Origin of the sequence: Lutibacter oceani (assembly GCF_003384935.1) — a bacterium.
In the GTDB taxonomy this organism is placed as follows: Bacteria; Bacteroidota; Bacteroidia; order Flavobacteriales; family Flavobacteriaceae; genus Lutibacter; species Lutibacter oceani.
The window spans coordinates 812,560-835,061 of sequence record NZ_QTTQ01000009.1 but is presented as its reverse complement, the minus strand read 5'-3'; the positions used below and the strand labels follow the sequence as shown (position 1 = coordinate 835,061).

The window sequence follows — 22,502 nt, the reverse complement described above, 5'->3', positions numbered from 1 at the left end:
GCTTTTAGGTAATATTAAAATCCTAAAATCAATTTAGCGATTAAAAAGTAAATTAAAATCCCTAAAATATCATTACTAGTTGTTATAAATGGACCTGTAGCTAAAGCCGGATCTATATTTCTTTTATCTAAAATAATTGGCACAAAAGTTCCTATAATTGAAGCGATAATAATAACGGAAACTAACGAAATAGCAACTGTTAATCCTACTTTAAATTCAAATCCTAAAAAAAACATTCCGGCAGACATTAATAATACCGCTAGAATGAAACCATTTAATAAACTAAGTGACACTTCTTTAATAAGCCTGTTCCATAATGAACCTCTTAAACTATCATTTGCCAAACCTTGTACAACAATAGCAGAAGATTGAACCCCAACATTACCTGCCATTGCGGCAATTAATGGTGTAAAGAAAAAAAGCTCGGGAAAATGTTTCATTGCATCTCCAAAACCTCCTAACACGGAAACACTTACAAAACCTCCAAATAGGGCTAAAATTAGCCAAGGCAAACGCGCCTTGGTAAGTTCCCAAATTGTATCATCTGCTTCAACATCTTGTGAAATACCAGCTGCCATTTGATAATCTTTTTCAGCTTCCTCTTTAATAACATCAACAATATCATCAATAGTAATTCTTCCAACTAAACGTCCAATTTCATCAATAACTGGGATGGCTTCTAAATCGTATTTTTGCATAATTCTGGCAACATCTTCAGCTTTATCATTTACATTTACCGAATCTACTTTTTTTATAAAAACATCTTTTATGGCTGTTTTTGTAGAGGTTGTTAGTAAATCTTTTAAAGAGAGTCTCCCTTTTAATTTGTCAGCATCATCAACCACATAAATGGAATGAACTCTGGTAACTTCTTCAGCTTGTGCACGCATTTCTTTTACACAAGTTAATACATTCCAATTTTCATTTACTTTTACTAACTCTTTAGCCATTAAACCACCTGCCGTATTTTCATCGTAACGTAAAAGTTCAACAATTTCTTTAGCATGTTCTTCATCTTCAATGTGAGCAATTACTTCTTCTTTTTGTTCTTCTGAAAGTTCAGCAATAATATCAGCAGCATCATCAGTATCTAATTCGTCAATTTCTTCAGCAATTTCTTTTGATGAGAGTCCTTTTAAAACTTTTTCACGGGTGTCTTCATCAAGTTCAGTAATTACATCCGAAGTTATATCACTATCTAATAATTTAATTAAATAAATAGCTTCTTGTACATACAATTCTTCAATTATTTCAGCAACATCGGCATAGTGGACTTCTTCCAATAAAACGTGAAGTGAATCATCATTTTTTTCAGCGATTAATTGTTGAATGTCTTCTATGTATTGTTTTGTAATTTCAAATGGCATCTTTTTCTATTTTAGAAGTAAGACTAATAAATTCTTCAACCGATAATTGCTCAGGTCGTTTAGCAAAGATAGTATCTTCTCTTAAACTATCTGATAAATTAAGCGTTTTTAAACTGTTACGAAGTGTTTTTCGGCGTTGCTGAAAAGCTGTTTTTACAACTTTAAAAAATAATTTTTCATCAACTGGAAGTGTATAATTTTCTTTTCTAATTAATCTAATTACACCGGAATCAACTTTTGGAGGAGGATCAAAAACAGTTGGAGGTACTGTAAATAAGTATTCAACTTTATAAAATGCCTGTGCTAATACCGATAAAATTCCGTATTTTTTACTGCCTGCTTTTTCAGCAATTCTTTCAGCAACTTCTTTTTGAAACATTCCTGAAAATTCAGGAATTTGATGCTTGTTTTCTAAGGTTTTAAAAACAATTTGTGTTGAAATATTATATGGAAAATTCCCGATTATAGCTACCTGCTCTTTGCCAAAATAGTCTTCTAAATTTATTTTTAAAAAATCTTTTGAAATAATCCTGTTTGCTAAATTTAAATAATGAGCTTGTAAATATTCAACCGATTCTGTGTCAATTTCAATAACATGTGTTGTAATTTTTTTTTTAAGCAAATACTTGGTTAAAACACCCATTCCCGGTCCAATTTCCAACACATTTTTATAGTCTTTTTCAGTTAAACTGTCCGCTATTTTCTGAGCGATTAGTTCATCTTTTAAAAAATGTTGTCCAAGGTGTTTTTTTGCTCTTACACTCATACAATTAGTTTTTTGTAGCCATACTAAATTGTTCGCTAATTACTTTTAATTCGGTTCTGAATGCTACAATTTTATTTTTAAACAATTGCATTGCTTCGTTTCTTAATCTATCAGCATCTTCATTATAGTATTCTTGTAAGGTTTCAATGCTATCTGTTGTGTATTGAACTGCATAGGTTATACCTCCCATTTCTTCTTCAATCATTACCTGACTCATTTTTGCTGTTGTAAATTTTCCAGTAGCTAGCATTTCTGGAATATGTTTTGTTTTCATCCAGTTTAGCCATTCTTGATGGATTGTTTCGTCTACATTTGTGGTTACGTTATAAATGTACATTGTTTTTTAAGTTTAAAAGTTGAAAGATTTTGTTTAATTTATTTCATCTCCTCGTAATTTTCGATATTTTTTTCGCGCATCAACTAAATAAATACTTGATGGGTATTCGAAAATAATTTTTTGATAATATTCTTTTGCTTTTTCAATTGCGTTTAACTTATTTAAATACAATTCTGCCAAATAATAAACGGCATCATCGGCTAAAATATCTTCTTTATTAATTGTTATTATTTTTAAATAGTTGTTTTCAGCGTTTACAAACTCATTTAATTTTTCAAATAATTTAGCTTGTTTAAACAAAGCTTCATCTTCAATAGAATGCCCTTTAAAATTATTTAAAATAACTTGTAAAGTGTCTATTGCTTGCTGATTTTTATTTTGAAATGCCAATAAATCGGCAAGAGCATATTTTTTTAAGGCTATTTTTAAACTGTCTTTTACAACATTATCTGTAATTAATAAATTTAAATCCAATGCATCATTTGCTATTAATTGAGAGGTGGATTTTTTTAATACTCTCAATTGAGATTGCGCCCAATCAAAATCGCCTTTAAAATAGGATGTTTGTGCAATTTTAAAACGTGCAGTTTGCCCAATTGCATGATTTTTTAAATCATTTTGAACCTGTGTATAATAAATTAATGCAGTATTAAATTTATTAGAAAACACTAAAATATCAGCAAGCTTTGTTTTTATGTTTCCTTTTTCAAATTCATTTACAGGCAATTTTTGAGCTTCTTTTAAAAGTGAAATCGCTTTTTCCGGTTCATTTTTATTAAATGCTAAAAATTCAGCATATAATAATTGGATTCCTAGTGTGTTTTTGTTTTTACCATAATCTTTAAAAAGCTGTTGGAATTGTAATTCTATATTGCTAATATCAGCTTCTGTATTAATGGAAATTTGTAATAAATAAAGTTTTGAAATTAATTTTTCTTCTAAATTGTCAGTATTTTCTAAAACATAGTTAAAGCAATTTTTAGACACTTCATAATAGGTGTCTTCAAAAGTAATTTTACCTAGCTCAATAATACCTTTTAAACTACTTAAATTTCTTTTTTGTAACGCTTTTTCTTGAATAAATGCTTTTGAATACTCTTTTTGTTGCATATACAGCCAACTTAATAATTCGTTCCAACTATTTTGTGGGTTGTTTTGCATTTTTTGTATCAATAATTTTCTTAAAAAATTATTGGCTTCATTTTCACTATCATCGGTTATATACCTTCCAATGTATGTTTTTGCACTTGGTAAATAATTAATATTGGTTTCAATTAAATTTAAATAGGTTTTAAGCATGTTTTCAATGTCAGCTTTTTCCCCATAAATAGCTGCAATTTGCAAATTGTAATTTACATTTGGGTTTAATTCCATAGCCTTTTTAAATGCTAAAAGTGCATAATCCAGCAAATGGTTTTTTTGGAATGTTCGTCCTATTAAATATCCTTGATTTTTCGATTTTTCTATAGTATTTATTGCTTCTTTATAAAAAAAAGTAGCGCTATCCTGTTGGTGCTGTAATTGATAATTATACCCTAAATCTACTAATAAATGATATTGATTTGGTACTTTGTTTAACTGTTTATTTATGAGCTTTTTTACTTCCTCAAAATTTTCTAATTGCTGATAAGAATCTACTAACTGGTTAAAATAACTTGTATTTAACGGGTTTTTTTCGTGTAAAATTTTATAAATAGAAACTGCCTTTTCATATTCTCCATTTCTAAAATATAAAAATGCCAATGAAGCCTCCTGAGCCTTTGTCTGTAAGGAGAAACAACAAATAAATATGATTAAAATTTTACGCATTTTGTATCATTAATTCTTTCAAAGATAACCAAACAAGTGTTAAAGTTTTTATAAAAACCTGTTATTTTAAACTATATATTGTAACATTTTGGCACAGAAATTGTCTTAACAATATAAAACAACTAAATTTTATATTATGAAAGAATTAATCAAACAATACGAAACTGCAAAAAAGAAATCATTAAAATTCATGAAAAAAGGTCAAATTAATAAATATTTTGATGCCTTAATTGAAATGAATAAATACAAAAAAATGATTACAGTTAGCGCTAATTAATTAGTTCAAATCCACAATATGGTATTAAAACTTTTGGAATTTTAATTCCTTCAGGTGTTTGGAAATTTTCTAATAAACCTGCTAAAATTCTTGGTAAAGCTAAAGAGCTACCGTTTAAAGTGTGCGCTAATTCACTTTTACCTTCGCTATTTTTAAATCGAAGTTTTAAGCGATTTGCCTGAAATGCTTCAAAGTTTGAAACTGAACTAACTTCTAACCAACGGTCTTGAGCAGTTGAAAATACTTCAAAATCGTATGTTAAAGCTGATGTAAAGCCAATATCGCCACCACATAAACGCAATATTCTGTAAGGTAAATTTAATTCTTGTAAAATACCTTTTACATGATTTACCATATCATCCAATGCTTCATAAGATTTAGATGGGTGTTCAATGCGTACAATTTCAACTTTGTCAAATTGGTGTAGCCTGTTTAAACCACGTACATGTGCTCCGTAAGACCCAGCTTCTCTTCTAAAACAGGGTGTGTATGCAGTTTTACAAATTGGAAATTCATCTTCTTTTAAAATTACATCTCTAAAAATATTAGTAACAGGAACTTCTGCAGTAGGAATTAAAAATAAGTTATCCTGCGCATCATGATACATTTGACCTTCTTTATCGGGTAATTGCCCAGTTGCAATTCCTGAAGCTTCATTAACTAAATGCGGTACTTGAACCTCATCATAACCAGCCTCTGAATTTTTATCTAAAAAATAATTAATTAAAGCACGTTGCAGTTTTGCTCCTTTACCTTTATAAACTGGAAAACCAGCTCCAGTAATTTTATTTCCAAGTTCAAAATCTATAATGTCATATTTTTTTGCTAATTCCCAATGAGGTAATGCACCTTTATGTAAAACTGGTATTTCTCCTTCTTCAAAAACATTTAAGTTGTCTTCTTCTGAAGAACCAGCAGGTACTATTTCATTTGGAATATTAGGTATTAAATATAATAGTTCTTGTAATTCTGTAGCTTTATTTTGAAGATTTTCAGTTAATTCTTTTGATTTTTCTTTTAATAAAACCGTTTTTTGTTTTAAAATTTCCGCTTTTTGGCGTTCGCCAGATTTAAATAGTTGCCCAATGTCTTTTGATAATTTATTAGATTCAGCCAATAAAGCATCTAATTCTGTTTGAATAGCTCTTCTATCTTCATCTGCTTCAATAGTTTTAGCAACTAATTGTTCAGCGTTCTTTAAATTCCTTTTTGCTAAACCTTTTAAAACAGTTTCTCTGTTTTCTCTAATAAATGCAACTTGTAACATTGTTCTAACCTTTTTAGTTGAACCGCAAATTTAATAAATTGCTATTAAAAGAAACGAATTAGTTTAATTTGATTTTAAAGTAATGGTTTCGCGTATTTCAGAAATTATTTGTGGCACTTCTGAAATTTTAAAATTAAACTCAATTTTAATTGAATTTTTATTAGCTTTTGAAAGCTTAAATGTGCCTTTTTTTATGGGATAATAACCTGTTTCACCCTTGCAATAACAAAAACGGCCAAAGTAGAGTTTTACATTTTTAAGGTCTTCATCGGTTAATTCAACTTCGTTAAGTTCGGTATCTAATTCGGCATATACAATTTCGGTATAATTACTATCCTGTGTGTTTGGAATTGGGTTTTTATTAAAAGTATATTTTAATAGCGTTTTTTCCCCTTCTGAAATTATTGGGTATAAAATACCAAATTTATCAGCCTTAAATTCAATTGTTTTATTGGGAATTAGCTCCATTGAACACGTGCTGTTTTCAGGACAGTTAGCTGTTTTCTGAATAATATGTTGGCTTAACACATAATTTGGTTTGCATGAAACAATGGATAAAATTAGTATGATTAAAATATTTTTCATCAAATTTATTTTAACTATTCTTATTCAAAAAAAATGCCATTTATGTAATCTATTGAATTTTTCTTATCTTTTTCTAATTGTAGTTTTAAAGCTTCAACAGATTCAAATTTTTGTTCCTCTCGTAAAAATGACAAAACTTCAATGGTAATTTTTTTACCATACAGGTTGCTATCAAAATTAAAAAAATGAATTTCAATTGTTTGATTTTTTCCACTTACTGTGGGCCTAAATCCAATATTCATCATACCAAAAACTGTGTTATTTCCAATTTCTGATTTTACAATATATGCTCCCGTTTTTGGGATTAGCTTATAGGTTTCTTTTATATATAGGTTAGCGGTTGGAAAACCAATTTTTTCGCCTAAATTTTTACCTTTTACAACCTCACCGGTTAGCATAAAATTGTAGCCTAAATAGCTATTTGCTTTTTCAATTTCACCATTTTCAATGGCAGTTCTAATTTTAGTTGAACTCACTGCAATGTCACTAATTTCTTGCTGAGAAATCTTTTTTACCTTAAAGTTATAGGTAAATCCATAGTCTTTTAATTGTTCAAAATTCCCCTCTCTATTTTTACCAAAATGATGATCGTATCCAATAACTAATCTGGAAATATTTAAAGTATTTACTAAAATATTTCTAACAAAGTCTAATGCAGATAATTTTGCAAAACTTTTGGTAAATTTATGAATCACTAAAATTTCTAAACCTAATTTTTCAAGTAAATAAGTGCGTTCTTCAATAGTATTAATCAATTTAATTTCTAAATCTTTTTGTAGAACCATTCTTGGGTGTGGGAAAAAAGTAAGTAATACTGAAGTTGCTTTATTTTTTTTAGCACTTTTAATCAAATTTTTAATCACTTTTTGATGCCCAATATGAACACCATCAAAAGTGCCAATGGTAACAAAAGTTTTATTAGTTGATATAAAATTAGATAAATTAGTAAAAATTTTCAAGATCGAAAACTGAATTTGGTTTATGAAAGAGCAAAAATACTTTAATTAATTAAATTTAAGTTAAATCAATTAATTAAAAAGGCATTATAATTGTAAACAATATATTATCTTTTATATTTGTCAGTTTTCAATATCGAAATAAAAAAATAAGGCATGAAGTATTTTAATAATAAGTTTTTTCTGTTTTTTCTGTTTTTTTCTGTTCAAATTTTTACAGTTTCAGCACAGGAAAAATTTAAAATTTGGTCTAAAAAGTCAATTTCGGAGAAAAGCAGTGCTTTAAAAGTAGACAGGCGTTCAATTCCAAGTGAATTTTCGGTTTACGATTTAGATATAAATTCCTTAAAAAATACTTTAAAAAATGCACCAAAAAGGAATGGGAATTTAAATAAGTCTAGCATTGTTTTAAGTTTCCCAAATGGTGATGGAGAACTTGAGAATTATGAAATTTTTGAGACTCCAATTATGGAGGAAAGTCTTCAAAATAAATATCCAAATATAAGGTCCTACATTGGAAAAGGGGTTGAGAATTCAAATGTTACAATTCGATTTAGTATTACGGAGTCGGGGTTAAATGCTATGACCTTTCAAAATTCAAAAGAAACAACGTTTATAGATCCTTATACTAAAAACAAAGAATCTTATTTAGTATATAATAAAACAGATTTACCAGCGCCAGAGGAAACTTTTATTTGCAAATTTGATGATTTAAATTCAAATACAACTAAAGCAATTACAACCACATCTTCAAAAGCTGATAATGCAAATGATGGTGTTTTGAGAACTTTCAGATTAGCTATTGCAACTACTGGAGAGTATTCTCAATTTCATTTAAATCAACAAAATATTGGGTCTTTAGAAACTGATGAAGTTAAAAAAGCCGCGGTATTATCTGCAATAGTTACAACTATGACACGAGTTAACGGGATTTTTGAAAGAGATGTTGCTTTAACTATGGTTTTAGTAGATAATAATACTGATATCATTTTTTTAAATGGTGATACAGATGGTTTTACAAATGACGATTCTGAAAAATTAATTGATGAGAGTCAAAGTGTTATTAATGCTACTATTGGAACTAATAATTATGATATAGGACATACTTTTAGTACAGGAGGAGGTGGTTTAGCGCAACTGAATTCACCTTGTACTCCAACTGGAAAGGCTAGGGGTATAACTGGTTCTGGAAGCCCAATTGGAGATGCTTATGATATTGATTATGTTGCTCATGAAATGGGGCATCAATATGGAGCTCATCACACTTTTAACGCGACTTCTGGAGGTTGTAGTGGCAATATTAGTCAGGGAACTGCTATTGAGCCGGGTAGTGGCTCAACAATTATGGCATACTCTGGTCTTTGTGCCCCAAATAATGTACAAAATTTAAGTGATGCTTATTTTCATTACATCAGTATTAAAGAAATGTGGGCTAATATTACAATTGGAAATAGCACTTGCGCTGCTATTTCAAATATTACCAATAATATGCCTATAATTGAGGGTGTTAAAGACTATACAGTCCCAATTTCTACACCGTTTGCTTTGTCGGTAAATGCAACAGATATTGATGGCGATAATCTTACTTATACTTGGGAGCAGTTGGATTCTGAATCAACTACCTACCCTTTAGTTTCAACAGCAATAGGTGGGCCGGCATTTAGATCTTTAAGTCCCAGTGAAAATCCTGAAAGGACTTTTCCAGCTTTGGCAACAATTTTACTTGGAAATACAGCGAATGAATGGGAGGTTTTACCTTCTGTGTCAAGAACAATGAGGTTTGGTGTTACTGTAAGAGATAATAATGAAAATGGAGGGCAAACTGCTAGTGCAGAATCTGTTGTAACATTTAGCGAAAATTCAGGTGCTTTTAAAGTTACTTCTCAAACTACGCCAGAAAATTGGTATGCAGGAACGGCCGAAACAATTACCTGGGATGTTGCAAACACAACAGATGCTCCTGTAAATTGTTCAAAAGTAAATATATTATTTTCAACTGATGGAGGAAAAACTTATCCATTTGTGTTGGCATCGAATGTACAAAATAATGGTTTATATAATATTGTAACCCCTAATATTACAACTAAAAATGGGCGTATAAAAGTTGAAAGTGTTGGCAATATATTTTTTAATACTAACATTGCAGATATTGAAGTGCAATCTTCAGAATTTATAATGAATTTTGAAGCCTCTAGTTTGGATATTTGTGCTTCAAATGAGGTTGTTTATAATATGACTTACAATACATATTTGGATTTTAATGAAGAAACAACCTTTTCAGCAACTGAAATTCCAAATGGAGCAACTGTAACATTCAACCCTGAAACAGCTATAGATGATAACACTGCTGTGCAAATGATAGTAACAGGAATAGATAGCAATATTGTTGGATCATATAGTATCTCTGTTACCGGAACTTCTACTTCAATTATAAAAAGCACTGCAGTTTCTTTAAATGTATTTTCTTCACAAATAAATCCTCCAACTTTAAGCTTACCAGAAAATGAAAGTGTAGGTTTATTAGAACCTTATAATTTAAGCTGGACTTCAGATGAAAATATTCTTACTTATAACATAGAAATTGCAACTGATGAAACGTTTTCTACAATTTTAGAATCTGACAATTTGAATGTCAATAATTATACACCTCAATTATTACAACATAATACAACATATTATTGGAGGATAAAAGGGAAAAATGATTGTGGGGAAAGCGAATATTCAACTATTTACAATTTTACAACGGCTAATATTGTGTGTAACACAAATAATGCTGAAGATACACCAATTGACGTGCCGGATAATACTTTAAGCGGGGTAAGTTCAATTATAAATATTACTAATAATAAAATTATTTCAGATGTAAATGTAACTGTTAATGTACCACATCAATGGGTAGGGGACCTGACGTTAACATTAATAAGCCCAAAAGGAACAAATGTTTTATTGTCTGAAAATAATGGAGATGAAGGATTAAATTATACCAATACTATTTTTGATAGCGATGCAGATAAATCTATTAGCACTGGAACGGCTCCATTTACAGGGGTGTTTAAGCCGCAAGGGGAATTATCTATTCTAAATAATGAAGAGTCTTATGGGGAATGGACATTATTAGTTGTTGATGGAGGCCCTGAAGATTTAGGAAGTATTGAAAGTTGGAGTATTGAAATTTGTGGAGTTGAAGTAATAAGTGATGATAATGATAAAGATGGGGTCTTAAACGATGTAGATATATGTCCAGATACACCTTTAGGAAATGTAGTTGATGCAACTGGATGTACAATTTTTTCATTACCTGCTGAAAATTTTACAATTGAAGCTATAAGTGAAACATGCCCAGATAAAAACAATGGGCAAATTTTAATTTCGGCTCAAGAAAATTATCCTTATCAAGTTACAATAAACGGAAATAATGCGAATCTGGTTAACGAAAATTTAAACCCGGGTATTTATAATGTTTGTATTGCAATAACAGAAGAAAATTACGAGCAATGTTTTGTTGTTACCATTGAAGAAGGGGTTACAATTTCAGGTAAAGCAACTGTTGAATCAGGAAAGGCTTCTATAGAAATTGAACAAGGAACAGCTCCTTATATTGTTTTGGTTAATAATGAATTTGCTTTGGAAACATTTTCATCTTCTTTTAGCATTGATAATATTAAACATGGTGATTTAGTTGAGGTGAAAACCAATATTTCTTGTGAGGGTGTTTTTTCTAAATCAATTGATTTATTCGATGAAATTGTAGCATATCCGAATCCAACTAAAGGGAATTTTGAAATTGCATTACCCGTTTCTCAAAATAAAGTTAAAATTGAATTGTATAATATTCAATCACAATTAATTTCAGTAAAGGAGTATAATGTTGTTTACGGAAAAGTTCAATTAAATCTTACTAATAATGCTACAGGGTTGTATTTTGCAAAAGTTTATTTAGATAAACCGGTACTGCTTAAAATTATTAAAGAGTAACTATATGGCATTTTTTAAAATAGATTCAAAAATAAAATTGAGGATTTTTTTTTAATATAATTAAGATAATTATTCAATACCAAAAATTAGTAATAAATTTGTTTAATTGTATAATTAAAATTTTATTCATTGAAAAAAACACTACTTTCTATATTTTTATTTGTATTTGCAATACCTTTTTACGGACAAATTCAATCTTATTATAACGGGCTAGATTTTAATAAAACTGAAAACGAATTGTTTTTAGAATTATCTAACAGAATTATTACTACACATACAGCAATACCTTATACTTCTGGTTCTATTGATACTTGGGATGTACTAAAACAGGTTGATGAGGATCCTACAAATACATCAAATGTATTGTTAATTTATGGTTATAATGATACTGATGGAATTGCTAACACAGATAGAACAAGAGATAAGAATTTACAAGATACTGGCGGTGGTGATCCAGGGAGATGGAACAGAGAACATATTTTTGCTAAATCATTAGCAACTCCAAATTTAGTTACCGATGAACCAGGTCCAGGTACCGATGTTCATAATTTAAGACCAGCAGATTCAGAAAGAAATTCAGACAGAAGCAATAGAAAATTTACTGAAGGAATTGGAAACTCAAGGATAATATCAACTAATGGAGGTTGGTATCCGGGAGATGAATGGAAAGGAGATATTGCACGAGCTGCAATGTATATGTATTTAAGATATCATGGAGATGGTTCGCAAATTTCACAAACAAAATGTTTACCAATTGATGTTGGTTATGGAACTCCTTTAACTATTGATTCCAACATGATAGATTTATTTTTAAACTGGAATGTTGATGATCCTGTATCAGATTTTGAAAATCAACGAAATGATTATATTGAAGGTGTACAGGGAAATAGAAATCCTTTTATAGATAATCCTTATTTAGCTACATTAATTTGGGGTGGAGTAAATGCTGAAGATAAATGGAATTTAAACAGCTCTTCGGATAATGAAGCACCAAGTTCTCCAACAAATTTAATGGCTTCTAATATTACCCACGAGTCAGCAGATATTAGTTGGACTGAAGCAACTGATAATATAGGTGTAATTGATTATTTAATATATTTAAATGGTGAATATTTAAAAACTACATCCTCAACATTTTCTTCAATTTTAGGATTAAATGCAAATACCAATTATTCAATTACCGTAAAAGCAAGAGATGCAGCATCTAATTTGTCTGAAGCAAGTGTAATTTTAAATATTGAAACATTAGAAGGGCCTTTGGTTTTGTTTTCAGAAGATTTTAGTAATTGTGGAGATTTAGCCTTTTTCACATACAATGAAGCGAGTAATAAAAACTGGACATGTGAAACCCAATATGGTGAAAATAATTCAGGATCTATCGGTATTAATGGATATCAGCAAGATGTATTAAGTAAAGATTGGTTGATTACGGCTACACCTATTAATTTTGATATTGCTACAGCAGAAAAAATCAGTTTTTATACAGATGCAGCCTATGGAACAACACCGCTAGAGTTACTTTATTCTTCAGATTATGATGGTGCAAGTAATCCAAGTAATTTTACATGGAATGCCGTACCAAATATTACAATTCCAACTCACTCAAATGGGAGTGGAACAGAAGAAGTTTATACATTTTCTAACATAGATATTAGCTCAATTACTGGTACAGTTTATATGGCGTTTAAATATTATTCAAACAGTGAGCCAACTCGTTGGACTGTTGATAGTTTTGAAATTACAGCCGAAAATGATAATGATGATATTGATAATGATGGTATTTTAAACGATGTAGATTTATGTCCAAATACCCCAGCAGGAGAAAGTGTTGATGCAAATGGTTGTTCAGAGAGTCAGTTGGATGATGATAACGATGGGGTTGCCAATGGTAATGATACATGCACAGATACACCAGCAGGAGAAGATGTAAACTCAAACGGTTGTTCAGAGAGTCAGTTAGATGATGATAATGATGGTATTATGAATAATGTAGATTTATGTCCAAATACACCAGCAGGAGAAAGTGTTGATGCAAATGGTTGTTCAGAGAGTCAGTTGGATGATGATAACGATGGGGTTGCCAATGGTAATGATACATGCACAGATACACCAGCAGGAGAAGATGTAAACTCAAATGGTTGTTCAGAGAGTCAGTTAGATGATGATAATGATGGTATTATGAATAATGTAGATTTATGTCCAAATACACCAGCAGGAGAAAGTGTTGATGCAAATGGTTGTTCAGATAGCCAGTTGGATGATGATAATGATGGAGTTGCCAATGCTGTTGATATATGTCCAAACAGCAGTGTAGGATCAACTGTAAATGCTTCGGGTTGTTTTACCTTACCTGCAAATAATTTTACTATTGAAACCATAAGCGAAACATGTCCAGATAAAAATAATGGTCAAATTATAATTACTGCTCAGGAAAATTATCCATATGTAATTAAAATTAATGGAGTTACAGCCAATCTGCAAAACAATAATTTAGATCCTGGAACGTATGATGTATGTATATCCGTAGAAGATGAAAATTACGAACAATGCTTTGTAGTTGAAATACAGGAAGGTACAACTATCTCAGGTAAAGCAAGTGTTAGTTCAGGTAAAGTTTCAATAAATATTGAACAAGGAACAGCTCCTTTTAATGTGCTTGTGAATAAAAAAGTTGTTTTAAAAACGGTATCATCTCAATTCACTATTAATGCAAAACATGGGGATTTAATAGAAATTATTTCCGATGTAACTTGTGAAGGTATTTTCTCAAAATCAATTAATTTATTTACTGAAATTATTGCATATCCAAACCCTTCAAAAGGTAGTTTTGAAATTGCTTTACCAGTTGCTCAAAATAAAGTAACTATAGAAATCTATAATATTCAATCACAATTAATTTCTATAAGAGAATATCCTGTACTTTATGGAAAAGTTCAACTAAATATTGAAAATAAACCTACTGGTTTATATTTATTAAAAGTGAATTTAGATGAGCCCGTTTTATTAAAAATAATTAAAGAATAAATAGCACCTAAACCTAAAAAAAAGACATTGCCTTAAACTTTAAGCAATGTCATTTTTTTAAAGTTTAAATACCTGTAATTTTTAAAGTTTAAATACCTGTAATTATTTAAAAATTAATATGCTACAAAAAAAATAACTAAATTTAAATACTTATTTTAGCAGTTAAACATAAATAAAATGTCATTATTATTACTTTACGCATCTTTATCTATCTTTTTTTCTTTTTTATGTTCTGTTTTAGAGGCAGTACTTTTAAGTATAACCCCAACATTTATTAACATAAAAAAACAAGAAGGTAGAAAATTTGCACTTGTTCTTGAAAAATTAAAGGAAGATGTTGACAAACCTTTAATTGCAATTTTAACTCTAAACACTATTGCACATACTGTTGGAGCAATTTTAGTTGGTATTGAAGCAGATAAACTACCTTATGAAATTAATTTTTTAGGGATAAATTTTGTAGGTGTTATTTCTGCTATTATGACTCTTTTAATTTTAGTAGTTTCAGAAATAATTCCAAAAACTATAGGTGCAACTTATTGGAAACAACTAGCAAGTTTTACCTCAAGATCATTAATTCTATTAATATTCCCGTTAAAATGGACTGGTGTTTTGTGGTTATTACAACTTACTACAAAATTAATTGGAGGGAAAGGAGCTCATGGTTCTATTTTAAGTAGAGAAGATTTTCATGCAATGACAGATATTGCACATAAAGAAGGTGTTTTTGAAAAAAATGAAAGTGCCATTATCAAGAACCTTTTAACTTTTAAAGAGGTTTTAGCAAAAGATATTATGACACCCAGAACCGTTATGATTACTGCCTCAGAAAATGATACCATAAAATCTTTTTTTGAAAAATACCCAAAACTTCGTTTTTCACGAATTCCAATTTATAGCAAAAATGCCGATAATATTACTGGTTTTGTTTTAAAAGGTGAAGTTTTAGAAGAAATTATTAATGGCAATGGCAATGAAAAATTGGTAAATCTAAAAAGAGAAATTTTAGTTACCAATAGAAATTTACCAATACCTGATTTGTTTGAACGGTTTATTGCAGAAAGAGAGCATATTGCTTTGGTAGTTGATGAGTATGGATCAACAAGCGGTTTAGTAACTATGGAAGATGTTATTGAAACCTTATTAGGGATGGAAATAATGGATGAAAGTGATACTATTGCAGATTTGCAATATTTGGCACGTAAAAACTGGGAAACCCGCGCTAAAAAAATTGGTCTTATTTACGAGAAGAAAAATGAAGAAGAAGAGAATGGTTAGTTTTCTTCTTCGTATTCTTCATATAAAAAGTCGTTATACGGAAAACGCGTAATATGTATTTTTTTTACTTCTTCAAAAATCTTTGCTCTAAATTCTTCTAAATTTTCTTTATTTAATGCTGAGATAAAAAGACAATTATTTTCGTCTAATCTATTCATCCAAGTTTTTTTCCAATCCTCTAACGTATAATGTACTTTGGTTTTTTCAGTAACTAAATCATCATCATCAATTGTTTCGTGTTGGTAAGCATCAATTTTATTAAACACCATAATGGTTGGTTTATCAATACTATTAATTTCATCTAAAATTTTATTTACTGAAGCTATATGATCTTCAAAATTAGGATGAGAAATATCAACTACATGTAATAATAAGTCAGCTTCACGAACTTCATCTAAAGTAGATTTAAAAGATTCAACCAATTGTGTTGGTAATTTTCTAATAAATCCAACAGTATCAGTTAATAAAAAAGGAATGTTTTTAATCACTACTTTTCTAACAGTTGTATCTAAAGTTGCAAATAATTTATTTTCGGCAAAAACATCACTTTTGCTAACTACATTCATTAAAGTAGATTTCCCAACGTTTGTATAGCCAACTAGTGCTACCCGTACCATTTTACCTCGGTTTTTACGTTGCACAGCCATTTGTTTATCAATAACTTTAAGCTTCTTTTTAAGCAAAGTTATTTTATCTCTAATTATACGTCTGTCAGTTTCAATTTCTGTTTCACCAGGACCGCGCATTCCAATTCCCCCTTTTTGACGTTCTAAGTGCGTCCAAAGGCGTGTTAAACGAGGTAATAAGTATTGGCATTGTGCTAACTCTACTTGTGTGCGTGCATAACTTGTTTGTGCTCTGCTTGCAAAAATATCAAGGATTAAATTAGTTCTGTCAAGTACTTTACAGTCTAATACTTTTTCAATATTTCGTAATTGTGCGGAAGAAAGTTCATCATCAAAAATGGCTGTTTCAACTTTATTCGCAATCATATATTGTTTTACTTCTTCTAATTTTCCTGCTCCTATAAAAGTTTTTGGATTTGGTGTGTCTAATTTTTGAGTAAAACGTTTTACAGCTTTACCTCCTGCTGTTAGTGTTAAGAACTCTAATTCATCTAAATATTCGTTAGATTGTTCTTCGTCTTGATGTTGTGTTACAACTCCAATTAAAACAGCCTCTTCTGTGGTAACTTTTTTTTCTTCAATCATATTTTAAATAGCTAAAAACACTATAAAAGTTAATTTGTAACTTCTATAATTCAAAGGCAAAGATACAATACAATGTTTAATTGTAATTTTGTATTTTGTGCTTTTTAAAAATAGTTTATGTTTTCATACTTTAAATCGTCTGGTAAAATTGAACAGGCTTATACAATTGCTTTTTATAATCTTGAAAATTTATTTGATACTAAAGATGATCCTAATACTTTAGATGATGATTTTACTCCAAAGGGAAGAAAAAATTGGCATTATAAAAGGTATAAAAGAAAACTTAAAAAGTTGGGAAGTGTAATGGTTCAATTGGGAAATGAAAGGTCTTACCATTCACCGGCAATTATTGGTGTTGTAGAGGTTGAAAATAAAAATGTTTTGGTTGATTTGGTAAACACAAATAATTTAAAAAATGAGAATTATGGAATTGTACATTACGATTCTCCTGATGAACGTGGAATTGATGTTGCATTACTGTATAAAAAAGAGCTATTTGAATTGTTACATTCAGAAACATACCCCCTTTATTTAGATGCAGAAAATGGTGAAAGAGATTATACTCGTGATGTATTATTGGTTAAGGGAAATTTAAACGGAGAATTGGTTCATATACTTGTTAATCACTGGCCTTCCCGAAGAAGTGGTGAAGATTTTACCGAAATAAAAAGAATAAAAGCAGCGGAATTAGTTTCAAGTATTACTTATAAAATTAATAATGAAACAGCTGATGCTAAAATTATTATTATGGGCGATTTTAATGATGACCCAACCAGTAAAAGTGTTAAAAATTATTTAGTAAACGATACTTTTTACAATCCGATGGAGCGTTTAATAAATACTGGAAATGGTACTTTAAACCATAAAAGTACTTGGCATTTATTCGATCAAATTATTTTTTCTAAAAACTTTATTGGTATTGAAGAAAATAAACATTCTTTTAAATATGCAGAGGTTTTTGATAAACACTTTTTAAAAGAGTGGAAAGGTAAATATAAAGGGAACCCATTTAGAACTTATGTTGGTAAGTGGTACTTAGGTGGTTTTAGCGATCATTTTCCTGTATATGTATATTTAAAAAAGAATTAAAGAAAAAAACTCAAACTTTTTAGTTTGAGTTTTTTTCTTTTTTTAGGAAGCTTCAATAGTTAAAGGTATTGTGTAAATTTTATCTTTTATTCCAGGTGTTTTAAATTTTTTATAATTTAAATTTTCACGAACATATTTTACAATATCTTTATTTTCACATCCAGGACATAAAATAACAATTTCACCTTCACTATTAAAAGTGAATTTCAAGGTTACTGTAATTTCTTTTTCTATTGAAAAGTTTGGATTTTGTAGTAATTCTACAATTTGGTTCCTAAGTTCTTTTTTTGTTACATCTGGATTTTCAAAATTTGATGCAAACAATCCAAATGTACCAATTAACAAGGCTAATGCCAGTAATTTATATTTTTTCATTTTGGTAAATTTTAGTTAAACATCTATTTTATTTCATATTAAATTTAGTATTTAAAGTAGTTGAAAGCTTGTTTTTAAAACCGATTAACAATTGTTTAACCAGAACCGTGTTATTTAGATTGTAATTTGTGTTTGTGATTTTAGATTATTAGCTCTATGTTGTTGATATTTATAGTGTTAAGTATAGTTGTTTAAAAATTTAAAAAATAGGTTAAATTAACTATTAACTTAAATTATGTTAAAAAATTAATTTATAGTATTTCTAATACTTTTGACAATAAAAAAGCTCAAACAAATTTGTTTGAGCTTTTTAAATTTTTAGGTTTACAATCATGCTACTTTCATTTTTAAAGGCATTGTATAAATTTTATCTCTTTCTCCTGGATTTTCAATTTTGTGATAATTTAAATTTTGTCTAATAAAATTTAATACTTCTGAATTATTGGAATCAACATTTAAGATTACTATTTCACCTTTTGAACTGAAGGTAAAAGTTAAAGTTACATTTATCTCTTGTTCAATTTTAAATTCAGGAGATTTTAATAGTTTTACAATTTGAGTTCTAATTTCACTTTTTGGCTTTTCAAGATTAGTTTTATTCATTGCAAATAAACTGGATGTGCCAATAACTAAGGCTAAAGCCAATAATTTAAATTTTTTCATAATATATAAATGTTTTAGATTGTTATATGTAAAAGACGTTTGGAAAGAGGGTCTGTGACTCTTATGATATGCTATTAACAAAAATTTAACCTGTAAAATATTAATCAATTTTTAATTGAACCCACATGAAATTGTTGTTTTCTTGATGTTTAAAATTAAAAGCGTATTCTTTTGAAAAAAGTTATTTTATGGATTTTAACTTAAATTATGTTAAAAAAATAATTTAAAGTGTTTTAATACTTTTGATAACAAAAAAGCTCAAACAAATTTGTTTGAGCTTTTTAAATTTTTAGGTTTACAATCATGCTACTTTCATTTTTAAAGGCATTGTATAAATTTTATCTCTTTCTCCTGGATTTTCAATCTTGTGATAATTTAAATTTTGTCTAATAAAATTTAATACTTGAGAATTTTTAGAGTCAACATTTAAAATTACTATTTCACCTTCAGAACTAAAGGTAAAAGTTAAAGTTACATTTATGTCTTGTTCAATTTTAAATTCAGGAGATTTTAATAGTTTTACAATTTGAGTTCTAATTTCACTTTTTGGCTTTTCAAGATTAGTTTTATTCATTGCAAATAAACTGGATGTGCCAATGACTAAGGCTAAAGTAAATAATTTTAATTTTTTCATAATAGTTAGATTTTAGTTCAACATTATTGTTATTTCAAATGTATTATGAAAAGAGATTTTAATAATCTTGAAAAATAGGATTAACAAATGTTTAACCGATAAATAACAGGAAAATATAAAGGATAATATTTTTTATGATTATAATTATCTGTTATACAATAGGTTGAAAATGAATAAATATATAAAACGGCTGATTATAATCTTAAAAAATTAACATAATTTAAGTTAACTCTTTAATTTTTGAATATAAAAAAGCCCAAATTTTTTAATTTGGGCTTTTTTATGAAGGGGGAAATATAAATTATTTTATATTAATTGCCATTGTATAATGTTTATGTGTTTTTCCAGGATTTTCTAATTTTTTACTGTTTAAAGTTTCACGAATAAAACTTAAAACTTTTTTGTCGGTTGAATTTACTTTTAAAACTACTATTTCACCTTCAGAACTAAATGTAAAAGTAACATGTACAGTAATTTGATTCTCAAATGTATTTTCCGAATTTTGAACCAATTCTACAATTTGTTTTCTAATTTCGTCTTTTGAAATTTCAGGGTTAATAATTGTATTAGCAAATAAACTTGTTGTTCCTAATAATAATGCAACTACTAATAATTTAAACTTGTTCATAATATTAATTTTTATTTATTTTTATTTGATTTCACTATTCAAATTTACGTCTAATTCACCTTGAATTTCAATTATTGAAATTTTTAGCACATGTATAAAGTAATTTTTTAATATTGAATAATATTTAAATAAAAAGAATAAAAAATATGAATAAACTAAAAAAATAAACAAAAAAGATTAAAAAATTACACTATCTATAATTTGGAGAGTAATCATTTGGGGCATTTTTTGGCGTATTTTGATAATTTATTAAATTATTTGTCGCATCTGAAAATACCGTCCATTCACTAATTGTAAATACAGAATTTGGTTGGCTAACATCTAAATTTCTAATTGCTTGTCCATCTAAATATTCCCAATTTGTTCCGTTACCATCTTCACCAATAACACCAAAAATATCCATAGTAGTACCTGTGTTATCTACTAATTCATATACATCATCTCCATTTCCAGAAATATATGAAGATGCTATAGTTGGAATTATTGAAAACATTTCAGAAAATCCTGTATTTGCAATAATAATATAGTCACCAGCCGAGATGGTGATTCCATTTAGTTCTATTGGTGAACCAGATACTGTTGTTGCGCCATTTACATACTTATTTAATTTCCAGCCAGCTAAATCAATGGTGGTTTCGCCTGCATTAAATAATTCTATAAACCTTGAAGCGACACTATTTTTTGGGTCTGCAACTTCAGTAATCATAATTTTAGGAATAATTACTGGGCAAATTTCATGAGCTTCATTAAACTGTACATCATCAATACTTCTAACTTCTAATGAAGTTGATAAAACTCCAACAATATTTCCGTGACCTTCTGGAAATAATTCATTGGCAAAATTTGCTTCTCCGCTAGTAAAGACCGTTAATTTTGTTGATTCATTACATGTTTCTAAGGTACGCGTGCCATTATTAGTTCCGCTAAAAAAGGCAAAGGCAGATCCTATTTCATTTTCAACCAATTGAACATTTAACACATTAACAAGTGTATTTTTATAAGTTGGATTTTGAATATCACTAATTAAAATATCCTTTGGAATGATATTAAAAGTTTCTCCGCTATTAAAAATAAAACTGCCAACTTGTTCTTCCTCAATTTCAGTAATAGTATTTCCTTTTGGAAATCCTATAGTTAATACATTATTAACTTCTGCCATGTACAACTTATTTAATTTTACAAATACTTTATCTCCAATTTTAAAGTTTTCAAAAATATTTTCTTGTTCAATTAACAATTGAATTCCAGCTGTTGGGTTTTCGCTAGTATCTTGAATAATTAATCGTTCTTTAAAATTCCCATCTTTATCACTAGAAATTATGTAACCTTCAATTATGTAATTATTGTTCACTCCAAATTCTACCATATCCTCATTATACATTTCTTTAACTTCGGCAATTGAAAGGGTAGGTGTAAAAGCATTTGTATAATTACAACGTTCTTCAGTAAATTTTACATCTTCTGTTTCACGAATATACAATTGATAATCTTCATAATAATTGCTAAAAATGGCAACTATATTTCCTTTTCCTTCAGGTAATAATTGACTTTTAAAATCTGCAAAACCACTGTTTCTTACAATTACTTCATCCAGTAGATTGCAATTTGAATTGAAATTCTCCAGCACTCTGTTTACTGTTGAAGTATTATCAATATTTGCATAAGAACTTCCTAATTCACTTTCTTTAAATTGAACATTTTCAATTTCAATAAGCATTTCCAGCATATCTTCGTTTAATTCATTAATAGTGACAAGTTTAGGTGTAATTTCAGCAACTTCACATGAACGAACAATATAATTATTAAGTTCTAAAGAAGGAATTCTTGCCAATTCCGTACCAACAGCTTTACCTATTTGAATACTTCCAAAGCTATAGCCAACAGCTAATCCTTTTAATTTAATGTATATTTTTCTTCCAACATTATATTTGGTATATATATCAGTTTCATCAATAGATATTTTAATTGCTGAAGTTGGATTTTCAGGTTTATCTTGTATTGAAATTGTTTTGTAAATATTGCCAGATTTATCGCTCGAAACAACGTAGCCCTCAATTACAACGTCTGTTTCAATTATTGTTGCTCCTCCAAAGGTATACATGTCCTTCACTTGTGCGATGGTGTTTGTTACTGAAATTGAAGGCTCATTACAATCAACAGTTGGTGTAGAAAAACCATTGTCTTTTACACAACTCAAAAAAATACTAAAAACAGCTAATATTTGCAGAGTTAATTTTAATTTTTTATATAATTTCATAGCT

At 28.8% G+C, this 22,502-nt stretch carries 18 protein-coding genes; 5 read left to right on the top strand and 13 right to left on the bottom strand.

Annotated elements, in window-relative coordinates:
* Positions 1-14 precede the first annotated feature (14 nt).
* Genes mgtE through BX611_RS03710 form a run of 4 tightly spaced genes read right to left on the bottom strand, consistent with a single transcriptional unit; the run spans position 15 to position 4,279 of the window.
* Positions 15-1,367, bottom strand: coding sequence for a magnesium transporter (gene mgtE, locus BX611_RS03725; protein ID WP_115878195.1), 1,353 nt, complete (start codon positions 1,365-1,367; stop codon positions 15-17).
* Positions 1,357-2,133, bottom strand: coding sequence for a 16S rRNA (adenine(1518)-N(6)/adenine(1519)-N(6))-dimethyltransferase RsmA (gene rsmA, locus BX611_RS03720; protein WP_115878193.1), 777 nt, complete (start codon positions 2,131-2,133; stop codon positions 1,357-1,359). The genes mgtE and rsmA overlap by 11 nt, the downstream gene beginning before the upstream one ends.
* A 4-nt stretch (positions 2,134-2,137) precedes the next feature.
* Positions 2,138-2,470 carry a DUF4286 family protein gene (locus BX611_RS03715; RefSeq protein ID WP_115878191.1) on the bottom strand — a complete coding sequence of 111 codons (333 nt, stop codon included), beginning with the start codon at positions 2,468-2,470 and terminating at the stop codon, positions 2,138-2,140.
* 33 nt (positions 2,471-2,503) lie between these two features.
* The gene (locus BX611_RS03710) at positions 2,504-4,279 is read right to left on the bottom strand and encodes a tetratricopeptide repeat protein (RefSeq protein WP_115878189.1); all 1,776 of its coding nucleotides are present in this window, start codon (positions 4,277-4,279) and stop codon (positions 2,504-2,506) included.
* 136 nt (positions 4,280-4,415) lie between these two features.
* Here BX611_RS03710 and BX611_RS15005 point away from each other — a divergent pair, with 136 nt between their 5' ends.
* Entirely contained in the window at positions 4,416-4,556 is a 141-nt protein-coding gene (locus BX611_RS15005; RefSeq protein ID WP_162880038.1) for a hypothetical protein, read from the top strand.
* Here BX611_RS15005 and serS read toward each other — a convergent pair.
* The 3 genes from serS to BX611_RS03695 all read right to left on the bottom strand — a co-directional run bounded on the left by serS (position 4,549) and on the right by BX611_RS03695 (position 7,367).
* The gene (serS, locus tag BX611_RS03705; protein WP_115878187.1) at positions 4,549-5,823 is read right to left on the bottom strand and encodes a serine--tRNA ligase; all 1,275 of its coding nucleotides are present in this window, start codon (positions 5,821-5,823) and stop codon (positions 4,549-4,551) included. The two genes, BX611_RS15005 and serS, sit on opposite strands and share 8 nt — an antisense overlap.
* A gap of 63 nt (positions 5,824-5,886) precedes the next feature.
* On the bottom strand, positions 5,887-6,408 hold the full coding sequence (locus BX611_RS03700) for a hypothetical protein (RefSeq protein ID WP_115878185.1): 522 nt from the start codon (positions 6,406-6,408) through the stop codon (positions 5,887-5,889).
* A gap of 20 nt (positions 6,409-6,428) precedes the next feature.
* Positions 6,429-7,367, bottom strand: coding sequence for a bifunctional riboflavin kinase/FAD synthetase (locus tag BX611_RS03695; protein ID WP_115878183.1), 939 nt, complete (start codon positions 7,365-7,367; stop codon positions 6,429-6,431).
* A 153-nt stretch (positions 7,368-7,520) separates the two neighbouring features.
* On the opposite strand from BX611_RS03695, the gene BX611_RS03690 reads away from it, so the two are divergent.
* The 3 genes from BX611_RS03690 (at position 7,521) to BX611_RS03680 (ending at position 15,641) form a co-directional block, all read left to right on the top strand.
* Complete coding sequence (locus BX611_RS03690) at positions 7,521-11,339, top strand: reprolysin-like metallopeptidase (protein ID WP_115878181.1); 3,819 nt, start codon at positions 7,521-7,523, stop codon at positions 11,337-11,339.
* A 129-nt stretch (positions 11,340-11,468) separates the two neighbouring features.
* Positions 11,469-14,363 carry an endonuclease gene (locus tag BX611_RS15275; protein ID WP_115878179.1) on the top strand — a complete coding sequence of 965 codons (2,895 nt, stop codon included), beginning with the start codon at positions 11,469-11,471 and terminating at the stop codon, positions 14,361-14,363.
* 177 nt (positions 14,364-14,540) lie between these two features.
* Positions 14,541-15,641, top strand: coding sequence for a CNNM domain-containing protein (locus BX611_RS03680; protein ID WP_115878177.1), 1,101 nt, complete (start codon positions 14,541-14,543; stop codon positions 15,639-15,641).
* On the opposite strand, the gene hflX is transcribed toward BX611_RS03680, so the two are convergent.
* Complete coding sequence (gene hflX / locus BX611_RS03675; RefSeq protein WP_115878175.1) at positions 15,638-16,852, bottom strand: GTPase HflX; 1,215 nt, start codon at positions 16,850-16,852, stop codon at positions 15,638-15,640. The genes BX611_RS03680 and hflX overlap by 4 nt on opposite strands.
* Positions 16,853-16,969: 117 nt before the next feature.
* On the opposite strand from hflX, the gene BX611_RS03670 reads away from it, so the two are divergent.
* On the top strand, positions 16,970-17,941 hold the full coding sequence (locus tag BX611_RS03670) for an endonuclease/exonuclease/phosphatase family protein (protein ID WP_115878173.1): 972 nt from the start codon (positions 16,970-16,972) through the stop codon (positions 17,939-17,941).
* Between the two features lie 42 nt (positions 17,942-17,983).
* Here BX611_RS03670 and BX611_RS03665 read toward each other — a convergent pair whose 3' ends face one another.
* The 5 genes from BX611_RS03665 to BX611_RS03645 all read right to left on the bottom strand — a co-directional run bounded on the left by BX611_RS03665 (position 17,984) and on the right by BX611_RS03645 (position 22,498).
* Positions 17,984-18,316: a hypothetical protein gene (locus BX611_RS03665; protein ID WP_115878171.1), complete on the bottom strand. Its 333-nt coding sequence runs from the start codon at positions 18,314-18,316 to the stop codon at positions 17,984-17,986.
* 330 nt (positions 18,317-18,646) lie between these two features.
* The gene (locus tag BX611_RS03660) at positions 18,647-18,979 is read right to left on the bottom strand and encodes a hypothetical protein (RefSeq protein ID WP_115878169.1); all 333 of its coding nucleotides are present in this window, start codon (positions 18,977-18,979) and stop codon (positions 18,647-18,649) included.
* Positions 18,980-19,280: 301 nt separating this feature from the next.
* On the bottom strand, positions 19,281-19,613 hold the full coding sequence (locus BX611_RS03655; RefSeq protein WP_115878167.1) for a hypothetical protein: 333 nt from the start codon (positions 19,611-19,613) through the stop codon (positions 19,281-19,283).
* Between the two features lie 301 nt (positions 19,614-19,914).
* Positions 19,915-20,241: a hypothetical protein gene (locus BX611_RS03650; protein ID WP_115878165.1), complete on the bottom strand. Its 327-nt coding sequence runs from the start codon at positions 20,239-20,241 to the stop codon at positions 19,915-19,917.
* Positions 20,242-20,431: 190 nt separating this feature from the next.
* Complete coding sequence (locus BX611_RS03645) at positions 20,432-22,498, bottom strand: DUF5689 domain-containing protein (RefSeq protein WP_115878163.1); 2,067 nt, start codon at positions 22,496-22,498, stop codon at positions 20,432-20,434.
* Positions 22,499-22,502: the final 4 nt, after the last annotated feature.

What these genes read in the sequence shown, in the direction of transcription:
- mgtE (WP_115878195.1), bottom strand. Translation starts at nt 1,367, where the DNA reads ATGCCATTTGAAATTACAAAACAATACATAGAAGACATTCAACAATTA.
- rsmA (WP_115878193.1), bottom strand. Translation starts at nt 2,133, where the DNA reads ATGAGTGTAAGAGCAAAAAAACACCTTGGACAACATTTTTTAAAAGAT.
- BX611_RS03715 (WP_115878191.1), bottom strand. Translation starts at nt 2,470, where the DNA reads ATGTACATTTATAACGTAACCACAAATGTAGACGAAACAATCCATCAA.
- BX611_RS03710 (WP_115878189.1), bottom strand. Translation starts at nt 4,279, where the DNA reads ATGCGTAAAATTTTAATCATATTTATTTGTTGTTTCTCCTTACAGACA.
- BX611_RS15005 (WP_162880038.1), top strand. Translation starts at nt 4,416, where the DNA reads ATGAAAGAATTAATCAAACAATACGAAACTGCAAAAAAGAAATCATTA.
- serS (WP_115878187.1), bottom strand. Translation starts at nt 5,823, where the DNA reads ATGTTACAAGTTGCATTTATTAGAGAAAACAGAGAAACTGTTTTAAAA.
- BX611_RS03700 (WP_115878185.1), bottom strand. Translation starts at nt 6,408, where the DNA reads ATGAAAAATATTTTAATCATACTAATTTTATCCATTGTTTCATGCAAA.
- BX611_RS03690 (WP_115878181.1), top strand. Translation starts at nt 7,521, where the DNA reads ATGAAGTATTTTAATAATAAGTTTTTTCTGTTTTTTCTGTTTTTTTCT.
- BX611_RS03680 (WP_115878177.1), top strand. Translation starts at nt 14,541, where the DNA reads ATGTCATTATTATTACTTTACGCATCTTTATCTATCTTTTTTTCTTTT.
- hflX (WP_115878175.1), bottom strand. Translation starts at nt 16,852, where the DNA reads ATGATTGAAGAAAAAAAAGTTACCACAGAAGAGGCTGTTTTAATTGGA.
- BX611_RS03670 (WP_115878173.1), top strand. Translation starts at nt 16,970, where the DNA reads ATGTTTTCATACTTTAAATCGTCTGGTAAAATTGAACAGGCTTATACA.
- BX611_RS03665 (WP_115878171.1), bottom strand. Translation starts at nt 18,316, where the DNA reads ATGAAAAAATATAAATTACTGGCATTAGCCTTGTTAATTGGTACATTT.
- BX611_RS03660 (WP_115878169.1), bottom strand. Translation starts at nt 18,979, where the DNA reads ATGAAAAAATTTAAATTATTGGCTTTAGCCTTAGTTATTGGCACATCC.
- BX611_RS03655 (WP_115878167.1), bottom strand. Translation starts at nt 19,613, where the DNA reads ATGAAAAAATTAAAATTATTTACTTTAGCCTTAGTCATTGGCACATCC.
- BX611_RS03650 (WP_115878165.1), bottom strand. Translation starts at nt 20,241, where the DNA reads ATGAACAAGTTTAAATTATTAGTAGTTGCATTATTATTAGGAACAACA.
- BX611_RS03645 (WP_115878163.1), bottom strand. Translation starts at nt 22,498, where the DNA reads ATGAAATTATATAAAAAATTAAAATTAACTCTGCAAATATTAGCTGTT.